This is a genomic window from Mariniphaga sp. (genome assembly GCF_041687215.1).
Lineage (GTDB): Bacteria > Bacteroidota > Bacteroidia > Bacteroidales > Prolixibacteraceae > Mariniphaga.
In genome coordinates this window covers 25,004-41,256 of sequence record NZ_JAWLCI010000049.1, presented here as the reverse complement: position 1 = coordinate 41,256, position 16,253 = coordinate 25,004, and the positions used below count along the sequence as shown (strand labels likewise).

Genomic DNA, 16,253 nt, shown 5'->3' with positions numbered 1-16,253 from the left:
GCATAACTGTTAATTTTTAGTTGTTTATATATTAACAAGCAGGAGCAATTTTTGATCAAATTATTGTAAATCTGCGTAATACCGGATCGCCACCCATAAATGATAAACTTTTTAATTACTTCATTATTAACTTCTCCGGCTTTATAAAATCACTTTTCATTTCATAAGGCAGCCGCCAGATGTTTCCTTCAAAATCGCCAAAATAAAGTTGCGATTTGCTGAACTCGTGGGAATGTCCATCTGCCCAGAAAAAACAGAACGGAGCTTTGTAATCAATCGGACGACGAACATAGGCATGGCTGAATTCGCTGTTTTTCGTCAGTGTTTTTTGTTTCTTCCATTTTTTGCCCTTGTTTTTTGATTGCCACACTTCCAGTTCGCCACCAACGCCCCAATCCTGCGGGCCTACGGCAGTTGGCCCCACTACTTTCCATTCTTTTTCTGAAATGTACAGGCTGCCCATGTCGTAGTTGTGGTCCGAAGTGGTTACAACAGTTGTATTCCATTTACGTCCCCCGAGTAATCGGGGCATGCTATTCCAACTGGTAATACACCATTCGTACGGAGCGCTCACCGGGCCGGGTTCGTGACCGTTGCTCCGAATGTACAGATAAACAGGATTGCCTTTGGAGTCGAAGCCCATGTCTTTCAGATACACATTTTTCCCCTGCGACTGGTAATCAATTACACGTGCCGGACTGTCGCGTTTCAGCAACGGAATTTCCAGCGGATTTCCCTGCACGTCGGTCCAAGTTTGGCCAAGGTCGCTGGTTTCAATATAATAAACGTCGGTGCGTTTGTCCACATTTCCATCGGGGTGACGGTTAAAAAAAGTACCTACTTTTTCGCCATTAAAAAAGGCGCTGGTCTGGTAATGTCCCGAGCGTTCCCCTTCGTTAACCGGAATGGCAGCAAGTAAACGGTCTTCGGTCCAGGTAACCCCGTCCAGGCTTGATTCGAAATACAACTGCCGGACGCCGGTGTATTTTGTAAACAGATGCAGGTAGCCCTTGTCAGTATTCCAGGGTTGCGGGTAGGTCATCTCTTCTTCGGTAATTTGTTCGAAGGCATCAATGTTAAGCGGTTTTTTGCTTTTATATTTGAATCCGGGCCGGTTTCGTCCGCGACCACTCACAAATACCAGGATAAAACCTTCATCGTCAATCATAATGGAAGGATTGTCGTGCGGATCGTTGACACCCAGTTTGTCGTAAACCACGGTAGGTTTGGAAAGCATGCCGGTTTTATGGTCAAATTCGCCAATCATACAAAGCAGGTAGCGTTCGTCTTCAGCTTTTGTTCCGCCGTACACAAAAAACGTTTTATCAGCTTCAGGTGAATAAATTGCCAAAGGAACATGTTTTGCCGTATAAGTTCCCAACGCGCCTGAGTACTTGTCGCCGTATTCGTATTTCTGGTTAAGTTCAAACCAGATGCCGCGGTAGCCGTCGAATTTGGTGTTGTTTAAAGACTGGCCTTTGGCAAAAAAACCGGCCAGTAAAATGGCAGCAATTAAAATAAGTTTCATTATTTTTATTTTTTGAAATTCTTTTTTACACCTGCACTATAGCATTGTGGATTGCACTTACCTTTCAAATCCGTCTTTGAGCCATTAATTTCTTTTAATCAACTTTTCAGTTTGCGGCTCATGCAGCAACCACTCTTTTTTGAACGGGCTAAGATGAGCCTGTTTTTTTTCACTATTTTGATCCCCAACTTGAAAGTTGGGGCTAAATTTAGTCGCTCTTATTACAATTATCAATTAATCCAACGGAACATCAATCACCCATTGATCATTCTTTTCGTTCCAAACTTTTATTTTTATTTCACTTGAGGATTCTGAAACAATTTCCGCCAGAATACCTGTTTCCACTTTTTCCGAAGGGAAAAGCACCCACACAAACTTGCTGTCCGATTCAATTTTAGTTGAATAGATGGAGGCAACATTGGGTTCGTATTTGTTGTATTCTACACTGTACCAGCCCTGAATTTCGGGTTCTTCCTGACCTTTCACCATTTTAATATTCCACTTCTGATTTCCAACCGGAATAACCTGCAGGTTCCCTTTTTCATTTTGGGTTGAAACTAATTCTCCGTCAACTACAACTTTGCAGTCGGGATGCCAGTGCCAGAGTGCTTCAATTTTCCGGGGTCGGTCAGTTGTAATTTGATCAACCACCACCCACAAATCGCCGCGTGCATAAAACAACCGGCGGGTGTGTTCACATTTTCCTTCCAACCCTGTAAAAGAATCGAACGAACTCCATGCGTAATCGTATTCATCGGTAATGAGCCAATGCTTTTTAGAAACCGGGTCGTCTGTAACTGGAACTCCCGGCCCCTGTCCTTTTCCGTCGATGAGAAAAACATTGTGTCCCTGGCTTCCACGTGCATAAGGCCGGAACTTTTCAGCCACTTCGCCGGTGTAGGCAAACCGGCCGGCATCCACCAGCAAATCTCTCCCGTATGCGGCAATGGAAATGTGCAGTTTATCGTTGTGCTGATGCCCGCTTCCCCACGGTCCGATATCGAAAAACGACCAATGCGCTTCGGCATCGAAACCGCTTCGCGAAATTAAATGGCCTGCCCACGGGAAAAAATACGAAGGCCCGTCAACTGGTTTCACTCCCGATTGCCCGTTCGTAACAATGTATTCCCAATCGGGTTTATTGAATTTTTCTGCACCTTTCAGAATGCGTTCACGATCACTGCCCCTGTCGCCATCGTTGTTCAAAATTCTATTTCCATCGGGCCTTACAGCATGGGCAATATAAAAATACATGTCTTCAATAGTCTGGTTGAAAAAATCAGGCAACGGTTTATTGGCCCGATCGCAGATTTCTTTAAACAACTCAAAATTACTGAGCGAAACATTGTGGTAATGCGAAGTGAGTTCAGTTTGGACACCATCAGGATAAACCTGGTCTTTCATGCTTTCCACCATAGCGCCAATGGAATAGTCGAGCCACTCTTCCCCGTTTTTGTATTCCGGAAAATTGGTGGCCACAGTTGCCAACGCTGAAATTTCCATGGTCAGCCAGTTATTCCCGCCATGAAAGTTCCTGTTGTAATGGGCGTGATCGGGAAGACTGCTTAACATCAGCAGCCGGGTTGCAGGTGTTAAGTATTCGCTGTTTAGCATCCCGTAAAAAATACGTGACCAGACTTTTGCACGGAAACTTACTTCGAGGCCCCGCCAGATAGATTCGCTCCCTTTTTGTGCCGGATAAGGCATGCTTTTTATGATGAAATCGCGCAAGAACAGATCGATATAATCAGCATATTTCGGATTTCCGGTTTCCATATATATATCAAAAACGTGACTTATCTGGCTGTGCCTGTTTGAGAGCCAGGCCCATTCGCGGTCGTTGTTCGGACCTTTCCAGTACCAGTCGCGATGGCCATCGTCGCCCCACGGAACCTGCCCCCTTACATTCTGAATTACAAACACATTTTTTAGAATGGTATCGGCTTCAGCTTCTGTCCGGTTTGATTTTTCAGGCAGCGTTTTTCTCAAATACTCTGCATTTTCGCTGTTTTTGTAATATTCGAGCAGATGCTTACAGGCTTCAGTCAGATTTCCTGCTTCCCAGGCAGTTTTCACTTTTTCCATTCCGGGGTAATCGAGGTTGAATTCTCCCAGCATTTTTTTCATTTCTTCGGGATAAGCTGCAACTACATCCTCCACCGAAGTGATTTCCTGCCATTTTTGTGTAGAAACTATTCCTGAAATCATCAGGAAGATAAAGATTAAGGTGAAAATTTTTGTCTTCATATTATTGGTTATTTTAATCACTTTTCATATTTGCGGTTCAAAGTCGGCCGACATTTCAAACCAAGCTGACAGTTGAACCTTTTATCCTGTGATAACTTTGTACCCGGGTTAAAACCCGGGGCTATATTTATCTCCAGATTACACGGTCATTGGTTTTCCTGTTTTCTTTACCCCCTACCTGGTGAACCAGGCTTCGCCTTCATAATTCAGACTTACTGGTTCCTACTGTTTTTTATCCCCTCCGTCCCGTTAAAACGGAACTCGTCCCCCTTAACAGGGGGACATTGGTGCAAGTAAGTTTCGTCTTCATACTTCAGACCTCCCGCTCCAATCATTCAACTTCAGACTTCTTGCATCCATCTTCCTACTTCTTCTACCCCCTGCCCGGTAAACCGGGCTTGTCCCCCTTGTCAAGGGGACAGTGGTGCAAGAAAGTTTCGTCTTCGGTCTTCGGTCTTCAGACTTCCTTCTTCCTTCTTCCAACTTCCTGCTTCCTACTTCCTGCTTCCCACTTCTTCTACTTCTCCAAATCCCGTTTACGTTTTAATGCTTCCAAAAAATAGTAGTCGGCGTAATTCAGCGGCACATCAATTTCAGAGCCGTGCGGAATACTTCCCACCGAATGTTTCAGCAAAAAGTTGCCGTTTTCGCCAACTTCAGCCCGGTATGCCGGACTTGCCAGGCTTTCCATAATATCATCGGCCCAGCCTTTATAATATTCTCTATTTTCATAAGTTGCCATTTCGTATAATGCCGAGGCCATGATTGCCGCCGACGAAGCATCGCGTAGGGCATTGGGAATATTAGGTGCATCAAAATCCCAATAGGGAATTTTATCCTCCGGCATATTGATATGTTTGGCTACAACTTCAAACGCTTTTTTAGCCTGGTCAAGATATTTGGCATCGCCGGTTTCGCGGTAGCAAACCACGTAACCATAAATTCCCCAGGATTGTCCGCGCGCCCAGGTGGATTCGTGTGAAAACCCTTGAGCCGTATGTTTGTGCCGCACTGAGCCGTCTTTCAGACTATAATCGATTACATGCCATGTGGTGTAATCATCACGAAAGTGGTGTTCAATGGTTTTATCAGCGTGGGCAATTGCAATGTTGTAAAATGTGGAATCGCCTGAATATTTAGTAGCATCAAAAAGCAGTTCCAGGTTCATCATGTTGTCAATAATTACCGGGCATTCCCAGCCACGTTCGGCCTGCCAGCCGCCGGTCACATTCCACGACTGAATGATTCCGGCATTTGGACGAAACCGTGTGGACAACGATTTGGCTGCCTGAACAATCACATCCTTGTACCTTTCATTTTCGGTTAAACGGAGGGCATTTCCAAAGCTGCAACCAATCATAAATCCCACATCATGATGATTGGTCAGGTTTTTCACTTCCTCGATGGCTTCGGTGTATTTGATTCCCAGGTTTTTCCATTTATCATCTCCGGTGAGTTCGTACAAATACCACATGCTTCCGGGGAAAAAACCGGATGTCCATTCCTGTGGCCGGATGTATTTCATTTTTCCGTCGATGATGGATTTTGGATTTAAGACTTCTCCTGATTTTTCAATAATCTCGGTTTGCAAACCATATTGTTTGGCTGCGAATTTTACATTTTCGTTTATAAAATCAGATGTTTTTTTTGCTGAATAGAATTGAAAAGATGTTGCAACAATAAAAATTGCAATTAAAGCGATAAAAAATTGAATAGCTTTTTTCATGTATATTATTTTTCCAGTTTATACAAATACAATTGACTGGGTTCGGGCCAGGGTTCAGGCCGGGGCCGATCGCGATTATGCGCCAGAGTTTCCCACTTCAGCATGTAACGGATTTCATCTTGTTCGGGATTACCAATGTCACCTGTTGTACGAACCTGCAATCCGGGAAAATCGCCTTCGGTTTTTAATGATTCACCAAATGGTTCAGGTTTCAGCACTTTTCCCACATTATCGAAATTCTTGTCAAGAAGAATGGTTCCGTTTCCGTATTTCACATGCCAGTAACTGAATTCATAAAATCCATCGTTACGCGGTTTAAAATCTCTCAGGGAAACTTCAAAAACAATACTTCCCCTGCCAGAAAACTCCCAGCGGTAATCCCAGTCGGTAATTTGTTTTGAAACCCAATTTTTTCCTTCGATTTGAGCCACAAAAAGCTGTAGGTTACCATCGTCGCCGTATTTGTGGTAAATGAAAACCGGATTGTTGTCTTTATCCAGAACGAGCCGGGCTGCGAGGTTAATGATTCCACCTCCCGGAGGTACCGGATCTACAATCAACGATTTGTTTTCGATGGTAGCCGGCAATTCAACCGGTTCACCAAAAGCGTTGAACCAGTTTTTCAGGTCAGGACTTTTCATGTACGATAAATCGTGGTTTGTTTCACAATCAGGCGTATCGCGCCAAACCCAATACACATGGTACCAGTCGTCCTTCATTAATGTTGGCTGCGACTGGTAGGCATTCATCAGACCCTGACCGTCGGTAAGCGGAGCATCGAGCAGCCTGCTCCAGGATTTTGTTTCAGTGTTGTAAGTGTTATAAATTTCGTTGCCGGATCCACTGCTTCCGTCACGGTAATGAAAGATGAGTTCACCATTTCTGTCGTTCATAAACTTGGGATAGGTGGCTCTTTTTTCATCGGTTCCAACCATTTCCATTTCCTGTTCCAAAGTAGAAATGTCATTCGGAAGGGAGCTTTTGAAATAGGTTATCGGATGTACGTGCATGTTCCCGGAAAGATGGATATGGTTTTCCTTATCGATTCCGAGGGTAACCGAATTGTGACTGTCCCAGCCAAGTACGGTGCTTGTGCCACCGTGGGTTTCGCGGGATGTGGCCGGCATAATGTGCAACTGGAACTCCGGGTCGCTCAGATTACGTTGCCCGACTACCATATTTCGGTTGGCATTGTAGTAAGCAATGTATTGCCGTTCTCCGTGTGTGAGCAAGGAAAAACCAACCGGGTGGCCTGCCCAAACGCTGTCAATTTCAATGGTCTGAACAATGGTTTCTGTATTCCCGGTTTCATCGATTACAATTGGTTCCTGTGCTCCCGATTGTGAGCATCCTGTTAAAAATGCCAGGGCTATTGTTAAAAATAAAATGTACATCATGATTTTCATTTTTTTATTGTTTTTTCCAAACACACAAAGAATTGGCAATTGTGAAACGCACTCCGATTTATAATTCAGGTTCAACCAGCAACCGCCAATTGTTTTTCAGTCGTTCCGAAAACGTATTTTCCCAAAGATTCTGATAATCCTGATTTTCATATATGCGGGCTGCCCGTCTAATCAGCAATCCCAGGTTGTTTTCGGTGCTTTCCCATCCTGAAATCTGTTCGTAGGGCCAGTCCTGTTCACGGCCGATAAATCCGATTAAATAATCCAAGGCTTTTTTTAACGAACCTCCCTTTGGATTGGTATAGCTGAAAATATCGACGCCAACTTTCAACCCCAATTCACCTGTATCGAAAAAATTGCGCAGATTGCTCACCGAATATCCAAAAGCTTTAGTACGTATTAATTCGTGTGGCTGGCGGCCATCTTCTTCTATCATTGGATCGATTCTCCGTTCAGCCATTTCTCCCACTTTTTGCCTCACGTAATCGTCTTTTCCCAGGAAATAAGCAATGCCACAGGCCTGCACATCGTAAGCCACCGAGTGGTTGTTTTTGTAATCGTCTTCCTCTTTTCCAAATTCACTGGTTGTAAGCCACGTAAAATATGCCTCAAACCAGTTCCGCAGCCCTATTTTTTCTTCCACAGTTAACACACCGGAGGATTCGAGCAGGGCGATGGCATCTACCAGTTCTGCAAACGACCTGCCATCGATAATTCCGATAAAACGGCCTTCTGTTCTTCCCGGAATGGATTGTCCGTAATTCAGGTGCGGGTTCATCAGCGTTTCAGGATTCAGAAACCAGACCCTTAAAAGTTCCGCAGTTTTTTCTGCGTAATCCTCTTTTCCGGAGAAAAACCAGGCGAGGGACAAATTCCGGACTGCATTTATCATTTTACTTTTTTGAGCGCTGTCCAAATTTTCCCGTTCAGGATTCACTTCGCCGTCGCGGCGAATGTAAGGCAAACCATCGGGTTTTTCGGGATCGGGCCACCAGTAAGGCCCCATGCTCATATAATCGTTTTTGGAACCACTGGGCGGAACCAGATTTTTAAAGGTAACCGAATAAACTCCTCCTGCGAGCGCTTCATCTGCCTCTTTTAGCAACTGATTAAAAGCCGGAAGAAATTCACTTCCACCATTTTTCAAATCAGATTTTACCTCGTCCATCCATGAATACTCCCAGCCACCGAGACGAACGTCAGCAGTTTCAACTTTTTTACTGTTGCAGCCGGAAATCGTTATAAAGAGCGTTATCACAAACAGGAATAATTTTGTTCTCATTTTTACCAGCCTTTTAACGTTTTATATCTCAGTAATGCTTCCACAAAATAGTAGTCGGCATAGGTTAAAGGAACATCTACTTCACTGTTTCCGGGCAAATGGCCGACACTTCTTTTCAAAACAAAAAAACCGTTTGTACCAGGTTCGGCCAGGTATTCGGGTGATGCCAGCGTAGTAAGCTGCTTTTCGGCCATTGACAGGTATTTTTGGCTCAATTCGCCTTCAGTGAGGGTGCTCAGTTCAATAAGCGCCGATGCCATGATTGCTCCGGCAGATGCATCTCTCAGTGCATCCGGAATTTCAGGAGCCAGGTAATCCCAGTATGGAATTCCGTCCTCCGGCATATTTGGGTGATCGATTAACAGGTTAGCAATAGCTGTGGCCTGGTCTAGATACCTTTCTAAATTTGTTTCGCGGTACATCACCACATAGCCGTACAATCCCCAAACATTTCCTCTCGCCCAGATGGATTCATCGAATGCCCCTTGATGCGTTTGTTTAACATGTGGCAATCCGGTTAGGGTATCGTAGGAAACCACATGGTATGAGCTGTTGTCAGGCCGAAAATGGTGTTCCAGGGTTTTATCGGCATGTGAAACCGCTACATCCCTGAATTTTTGTTCCATCGTATGGTCAAAGTTCCACATCAATAATTCCAGATTCATCATATTATCGATAATAACCGGGTATTGCCATTTTTGACGGTTGGAATCCCATGACCGAATTACTCCCAAATCAGGGTTATACCTTTCCAAAGCGCTTTTTCCGGCCACAACCATAACATCGCGGTAATCTTCACGGCCAGTAAGCCGGTAGCCATTACCAATACTGCAGTAAATCTGAAATCCGATGTCGTGGTCATATGTATTGTATTTCTCTTTTTCAACTCTTGCTGAATATTTTTCAGCCCATCCCATGTGACCGGGGTCACCTGTATATTCATACAAATACCACAGCACACCGGGGAAAAATCCGCTACACCACCATCTTGAATCGGAAGTAATAATTTCATCCTTCTCTTTTACATACGACCTTGGCAACCTTCCCTCTTTATCGTCTAAATACTCAGCCATTCCCAATGCCTGTTGTTCAATTACATCAAAACTTTTGGAAATGACTTCCTGCATTGGATCGGTTTTTTTGCAGGAGATGGTACTGATTAAAATAAAAAAAACAATTCTGGCAAGGTATTTTACTGATTTCATCTTTTGTTTCATTTTTTCAAATTTATTGATTTTATAATTGAATGGTTACACTGTCTCCTGCATAATTATCTTTTGGCAGTTCAATAGAAATTTGTGTAGTTCCTTCATTTGAATTCCAAACTGTGTTAAAATTTTCTCCGTTCTTTTCAATTTTTGACGAAACTGAAAGAGTAAACCTGAATAGTTCGCGATTTGGATCGGACACCGAAATTTCGGTTATTTTTTCGCCGTTCATTTTAAGAATTACGTTTCCCGGATTGTAAGAAACCAGCTTTACACTGTTTGCAAGCTGCAATTCACCACCTTTATAAAACACGGCCTGACACATATTTAATCTTGAATGTTTAACAGCCTGAATTTCGGGCGTGTTCGATAAAATTTCAATATTGTTTTTCGAGCTGTTTTTTTCTAAGTCTGCCATAGTTGTTGCCGGTACCACAATATATTCATAGGTTTCTTCAGATGCCCTTTGGCCATGGTTGAGCCACAGTTTAAAAACATCGAGGCTGATTTGATCTTTGGGCGAATCGGACTGTTTGTTGATTCTCCACCATGATCCTGTTTCAGCACTGTTTTTTAATTCAACAGTTGCCGGTTCAGGAAATACGTAACCAATTCCATCGTGAAAAACCCAATCCACGATTTCAAATTCGTTTTCCCCTCTTTCAACGACCGATTTATTGTTACCCGAAGAAAGCGTAACATCGTCGCGAAGCAGGCATTGGTTGACCGTTGTAACCACCGGGAGTTGTTGTTTACACGAAATTCCTGCGCCCAAACAAACATATTCATCATCGAAAAAAAACCAGCTTTTACGGGCCACCAGCGGGTCGTGCGGACTTCTGAAATCAATCCCAACTGCTGCATAAATTCCGTCGGTTACTGCACCCACAAAATCCATGGAACCTAATTTCTGAATTTCATTTGGGGCCGGCAATTCAGGTTTTTGCATAATTGTGGCGCCCGGAACTTTCTGGTAATCGAACACCGGGGCAAGGTCGAAATGTTCATCGCCTGTTCTGGAAATATGATTGGCACCGTCTCCGCGATGATGGTTTAACAGCCCTTCACTGTTGTATGGGACTTCCATATTGTGGGTGCGGGTGGAATACATTCTTACAGATGTAAACCATTTGGGGCGCTGAAAAGAAAAATGTTCTGAATGCCAGTAAAAAGTAGCATGAGAAAGTGTTGATTTAGCCCCATTATCGCGGGTATTTTTGATTTCTTCCAGTTCACTTTTTCGGTAATTGGTGGAAGTGAGCAATTTTGAAATGATGGACGAGCCAAAAGGACGTAAAGTTCCTTCGCGTGAAATGCTCCTGTTTTTTGCACCCGGGTCTGGATATTTGCCAAAAATAAGGTGTTTGCAAATTCCATCGAGGTAATAATCAACAAGCTGGTTGATTTTCTCCTCAGAAAAAGCATATTCTGTTTCTGCGGTGTAGGCTACCCATTCAGCAAAAGCATCGGCATAACCTGTTCCATAGGAAAGCGTGTTGTTCACGCCATCAACCCGGTGGTGAAAACTGTAATCGTACTGAATGCCGCGCCCGCCCATTTCGCGATTGGCAAAGCCTGAAGGAATATGACGAAATCCGTAACCGTATTCAGCGCCAACCCATTCCGAGAATTTAATCTCGCTTTCAATCACTCTGACTACCTTGTTAAAAGTTTCTGTATCCCCAACGAAGAGCATATTTTTTGCCTGAATTCCGGCAATCTTAATGCGGTCGCCGCCCGGACGTGCACCCGGTGCATCAATATGTGCCCGGCCAATAATGGGTTGTGCTTTTTCCATCAAATCCTTCGGCAGTTCGTCGCCAACAAGCAGCATTAAATGGACCAGATTATTGGGAGTACCAATCTGGTTGTGCCACCAGTTTTGACAAATGTAATCGTTGTCCACCCAGTTTTTTAGCGCCAGTTCAATCGCATTTTTTACTTTTTTATTTTTATGGAATTTCGAGGATTTTGCTTTGAAAGCCCTTGCCAACGTTACCATATTCCCAAGGTGGTTCCGGTGTTCAAAACCTTCGTTGGAAACGTCCTCGTAATTAATTCCTGGCCATGTTCCATCTTCCCGGATTGAATTCACCAAATTCTCAATTTCTGCATCATTAACAGATGACTGCATCAGAGTTTCATTTACGCGCTTTTTTATCATTTCAAAATCGGTTGAAGCAGCAAATACGTTATGTAGTAAACCTAAAAGTATAAAGCTTAAAATCAGTGTTTTTTGTTTGTTCATTTTATCAGATTTTTATGAATTAATGTTCAATAATTATTAATGGACTGTTTTTCAATTCAAATTCTATAATCACTTCTGACTCCTTTCTTCGGTCTTCCGACTTCGGCCTCCTGACTTCTTTACCCCCTGCCCGGTAAACCGGGCTTGTCCCCTTTAACAGGGGGACATTGGTGCAAGAAAGTTTTGTCTTCCTTTTGCTAACTTCTTTCTTCCGTCTTCCCTCTTCCCTCTTCCAGGTATTTTTACCCCCTGCCCGGAAAACCGGGCTTGTCCCCCTTAACAGGGGGACATTGGTGCAAGAAAGTTTCGTCTTCGGTCTTCCGACTTCCGATTTCGGTCTTCTCTCTTCTCACGGTCTCCTGTCTTTCCACAGCTTAAAATCGTCCCAGTAAATTTGCAACGTTTTGCCTTTACTGCTCATGTAATCAATCAGTTTTTTCGAGGTGTATAATTTCAGCGGATTAAAATCGGTTACCCCATCGGGATTCTGATCGTGCGAGTTGTGCGTGAACTCAGTTACATCGAAAATCACCGCTTTTTGTCCGCCATCCGGCTGAATGGTCATATAAAAGTTGCCTTTCCCTGCATCACCTTCTTTGTAATAATAATCCATTGTGAACCATTCCCCGAGTGGAACTTTCACATTCTGATTGATTTCGGACCAGAGTGTGGTGTATTTCTGGCTGCCGTCTTCAAAAAGCTGGCAATCCTGGCCATCGAGAATAAAATACAGATCGCTTTCAACAGAATCCGGTTTTCCCAGGCCAAGTGTAATACGGAAACCAAAGGGCACGTTCTGGCTCCAGGTAATGTTGTTCCAGAATTCGGCAATGGTTAGCCAGTGAATTTTGTCGGGAAAAGTGCGCACCGTTTTCATATCTTCCGGCAAAAAAATCCTCACCGACTGGTAAAATTCCTTCAGCCCGGTTTTTCCGCCGTAAATATTGGCCTGAATCCGACCTTTTGTGCCACCCACATTGGGTTCGTTTAACCAGAAATGCAGCACGTGATTTTCGGGATTTCCGGGTTCGGGCACTATTTTGACAAAACGCTGGGTGGAGTCTCCTCCCTGGTATTGCAGGTTAAAATCTCCGACCAGCGGATTGTTATCCAAGTCGTTCGCCCAATCATTTTTTTCACTGAAAGAAAGGTCTGTTCCAACAATATCGGCATCCGAACCTCTTGATATCACTTTGGATTCCGGTTCAAATCCGGATTGAAAAATCAGCACAGGTTCTGAAATGTTCTCCTCATTTTGCGCCTGCGTGCAGGAAACAAAAACCAGAAGCGGAACAAGGACGACTAAATATATACTATTCATTTTTAACAGGATTTAATTCAAAATTTATCTATTTCTAATTTTCTTCCATAATTTTTTGAAAATACCATCTCACCCCGGGATCGTAAGGTGTGCCCTTTCCGCCCAAATCAAAACGGTTTTCAAAATCCTGACCGGCACCCTGAAACCAGGTATTTGAATGAAAATGGACAAATAAACCGGGTTGGGTTTTTGCCGCTTCAATTTCATTCCAATGAATTTTTTTTGCTTCATCAGGATAAACGCCCTGCGGAGTGAACTGACCGGTCCAGCCGCCAAAAATTTCAACATTTACGATGGGTTTTTCAGGTACACCTTGGGCTTTAAAGAAATTGTAATGCCAACCGCTGTCGTGACCTTTTTCTATATCGCCGCTAAACGTGTCAAAAAGCAAGACATCCACAAATTCCGATTTTCCGATAACCACATTGGAACTGTCGTGGTAACCGCCCGCCCCAACAATACGGTTGGAATCAGTTTGTTTTACTTCTTTACACAAACCAATAATATTTTGCGGATCATTAAAATTAAAAGCTTTAAAATCTTTGTAATAACCCGAATTTTGCTCGTTGGCAATGTTAATGATGATGTTATTGAAAGGCTTAAGTTCTTTGGTAACCGTGCGAACTGCATTTCGAATGGCTTGTTCAGATTTCAAATTCCCGATTTCAGGATCGCGAACAGTACGCTGGTAAAATATGCCCACAATTACCACCATTTCTTTTTTAGAACAGGCTTTTATAATCTGCTTCAACCTCTTTAAATGTTTTTTATCGATGGTTTTTCCGTTTTCTGCAAACGGGTCGGAGTAACCTCCACTTGAACCCTGCACAAAAACAGAGATGGTATTGATCCCAACTGATTTGTAATCATCCAGATTTTTTATCAGATTGCGGGTATATTCTTCTGATTGCGAAGCACTCGCCACACGCACACCCCACATATCGAAAGGTTTGCCATTCAGTGTAAAAAACTGTCCCTCAACTTTTAACTCCTGAGCTGATGCCGGGGAAAAACCCAGGCCAAAACATATCAACAACAAAAAAAGAAAACCTGTTTTATTCATTCATATTTTAATTTGTCTGATAAACGAACTTTCATTTTTAAAAGATGCAATAACTGTTTTTTTACACCGGCGTTTAATCCGGTGGTTTTGGCAATCTGTCTATTTTGTTGGCTTTAGCATTTAATTCTCTTAACAGCTAAAGCCTGTTTCTCTGTTGTTATGTCTGTAACTACCGGGCTGAAGTCGCGGTGTAAAATTTATACCAATTAACTCCTACTCTCCTGAAAGCCTAACTTTTATATTCGTTTTTTCACCTTCAACGGTCCAGGCCGGAATACGAATTTCGAGGCGTTTCAGGCCTTCAATTTGCCGGTCGAGTTCAAGAGGCGCCGGATAAAGCGAAACAACTGAAACCATCAAATCGGGATGTGAAAGGTTTTCCAGTTTTAAAGTTTTGCCATCCTGTTTCAGAATTGCACCGCCATCAACAATTTCCACATCGGCGGTGGTCAACATGTGCCATTTTATCTCTTTTGTATTGTCATTGATTTTAATATCATCTTCAATAAGGATTGAAGTTGGGCTGTCTTTTACAAATTTCCGGGATGCACCTGCAACCAAATTGCCCAGTGTTGCAGACATATCGAATGTTGCTTCAGGATTGTTACCTGCTTTGAAATCGGTTAATGTAACCAACCCTTCGGTGCGGTGCAGAGAGTCGTTAACGGTTATGGTGCTGTGTCCGTAATTATTTTTGGTAAGCAGTGTCCAGCGTTCACAGTTCTGACAGCGGCCCCACAAATCGAATCCGGTAATTTCCAGTTCGTTATAGCTCTGGTTTCCAGGGTCGATAGACCAGCGCACGCCATTCAGTTCGAAAATAAAAGAACCTCCGTCCATGTTACCATGGTTCACCATTCCGCGGCCACCTTTTCCACCAAAATAATAATGGTGCAGATCATTTTCACCCCCTGTAAAAACAACAACAGGATTTGCTCCCTCACCTTTCCATGCAGTCGGAACTTTTTCTGCTCCCTTTTCTTCATATTGCGCAATCCAAACCAATGCTGCCCCTGCAAGCCTTGATAATTTCCCCATGTCTTCGGCAGGCATTAAAAACCGTTCTTTTTCGAAAAAGGAAGCATTCCCGGTTTTGGTGCCAAACCAAGCCAGCGTAATATCGCCCTGTGCTCCGCGTCTGTCACCGCAATCGGCAAAGTTGTAATACCAGCCCGACGGGGTATTCATTAAAACCCGGAACACAGCACTCTCTTTAAATGCCGGGTATTCAAAATGGCCAAAGTCGGTACCGAAAGCACTTTCGAGCATTGCAGCAGTTGTAACTGAAAAACTGGTACCGTAACTCCAGTAGGTTGAACCTTCGGGATAAACACCGTCAGGGCCGTATTCGACAAGAGAATGAGGAAGTCCATCGAGTGCACGGTGGATTGTTTTAGCAGCCAGTTCGGGTTCTTCTTCGGCAATGGCAATGGCAGCGGCAATCATTCCGCCATTACACACCTGGTTCCAGTTATTGGTTCCGTAAGCCCAGCCAGGATTCCGGCCATTTTCGGGCCAGCTCGGTTTTATTCCTTTTTCAATCAATGCTGTTTTTGCCAGTTCGATGGTTGATTTGGGCAACTTTCCGGCAGTCCAGTCGAGTGCGATGGCAACTGCCATCGACATTTCGGCCACATCAAGGTAATGCGAGGGATTCCAGTCGGAGAAATTACAAACGGCAACAACCTCGTCGTTAATGCGTTGCAGAACTTTCGGGTCTTTATCGATGCGGTAAACCATACCCAGCATGTTTATGCGGTAAAGCATTTCGCGGGAAACCGAAAGTAATCGGCGGCCAGTCATAATTCGCTCCAGCAGTGGTTCGTTTTGAATTTCGGAAGCATTTAACTGAATGGCTTTGTACATGTTTTGGACCACAGGATCGGTTTTCAGTTTGTTCCTGAGGTTCCGTTCGGTTTGGGCATTCAAAACTAGTCGCGGCTGCGATTTCCGCAGGTTCTTTTTCAGGTATTGCACCGACATGGGATTGTCGAGTTTTGGAACATCTTCGTCGCCGGAGGAAGACGGGTTGATTCCTGCAGTTGCAAATGTTGCTGTTACAGCAAAAATGCACATTAAACTGATTAGAAAATTCAATTTTGTTCTCATTTTAATTGGTATTAGATGTTATAAATATATTCTTCGTTTTTTTAACGGACTTTTCTCTTACTCAAATTTTTATAGTCATCGGTTTCAAAATTACTAATTGCAATATAACCAGGAA

General features: G+C 43.5%; 10 protein-coding genes. All 10 read right to left on the bottom strand.

The genetic code is table 11. From position 1 onward, the window contains the following. Positions 1-115: 115 nt before the first annotated feature. The gene (locus ACESMA_RS15580) at positions 116-1,528 is read right to left on the bottom strand and encodes a BNR-4 repeat-containing protein (protein WP_372949779.1); all 1,413 of its coding nucleotides are present in this window, start codon (positions 1,526-1,528) and stop codon (positions 116-118) included. Positions 1,529-1,762: 234 nt separating this feature from the next. Further along, entirely contained in the window at positions 1,763-3,775 is a 2,013-nt protein-coding gene (locus ACESMA_RS15575) for an alginate lyase family protein (protein WP_372949778.1), read from the bottom strand. Between the two features lie 517 nt (positions 3,776-4,292). After that, a complete protein-coding gene (locus ACESMA_RS15570) occupies positions 4,293-5,501 on the bottom strand; it encodes a glycoside hydrolase family 88 protein (protein ID WP_372949777.1) in 1,209 nt (402 codons plus the stop codon). A 5-nt stretch (positions 5,502-5,506) separates the two neighbouring features. Then, positions 5,507-6,898, bottom strand: coding sequence for a BNR repeat-containing protein (locus ACESMA_RS15565; protein ID WP_372949776.1), 1,392 nt, complete (start codon positions 6,896-6,898; stop codon positions 5,507-5,509). Positions 6,899-6,965: 67 nt separating this feature from the next. After that, on the bottom strand, positions 6,966-8,189 hold the full coding sequence (locus tag ACESMA_RS15560) for an alginate lyase family protein (protein WP_372949775.1): 1,224 nt from the start codon (positions 8,187-8,189) through the stop codon (positions 6,966-6,968). Positions 8,190-8,191: 2 nt separating this feature from the next. Continuing rightward, positions 8,192-9,406, bottom strand: a complete 1,215-nt coding sequence (locus ACESMA_RS15555; protein ID WP_372949774.1) for a glycoside hydrolase family 88 protein — start codon at positions 9,404-9,406, stop codon at positions 8,192-8,194. A 19-nt stretch (positions 9,407-9,425) separates the two neighbouring features. Then, positions 9,426-11,645 carry a polysaccharide lyase family 8 super-sandwich domain-containing protein gene (locus tag ACESMA_RS15550; RefSeq protein ID WP_372949773.1) on the bottom strand — a complete coding sequence of 740 codons (2,220 nt, stop codon included), beginning with the start codon at positions 11,643-11,645 and terminating at the stop codon, positions 9,426-9,428. Positions 11,646-11,994: 349 nt separating this feature from the next. Then, positions 11,995-12,966, bottom strand: a complete 972-nt coding sequence (locus tag ACESMA_RS15545) for a hypothetical protein (RefSeq protein WP_372949772.1) — start codon at positions 12,964-12,966, stop codon at positions 11,995-11,997. Positions 12,967-13,000: 34 nt separating this feature from the next. After that, complete coding sequence (locus tag ACESMA_RS15540) at positions 13,001-14,029, bottom strand: cellulase family glycosylhydrolase (protein WP_372949771.1); 1,029 nt, start codon at positions 14,027-14,029, stop codon at positions 13,001-13,003. Positions 14,030-14,242: 213 nt separating this feature from the next. Continuing rightward, the gene (locus tag ACESMA_RS15535) at positions 14,243-16,138 is read right to left on the bottom strand and encodes a heparinase II/III family protein (RefSeq protein WP_372949770.1); all 1,896 of its coding nucleotides are present in this window, start codon (positions 16,136-16,138) and stop codon (positions 14,243-14,245) included. Positions 16,139-16,253: the final 115 nt, after the last annotated feature.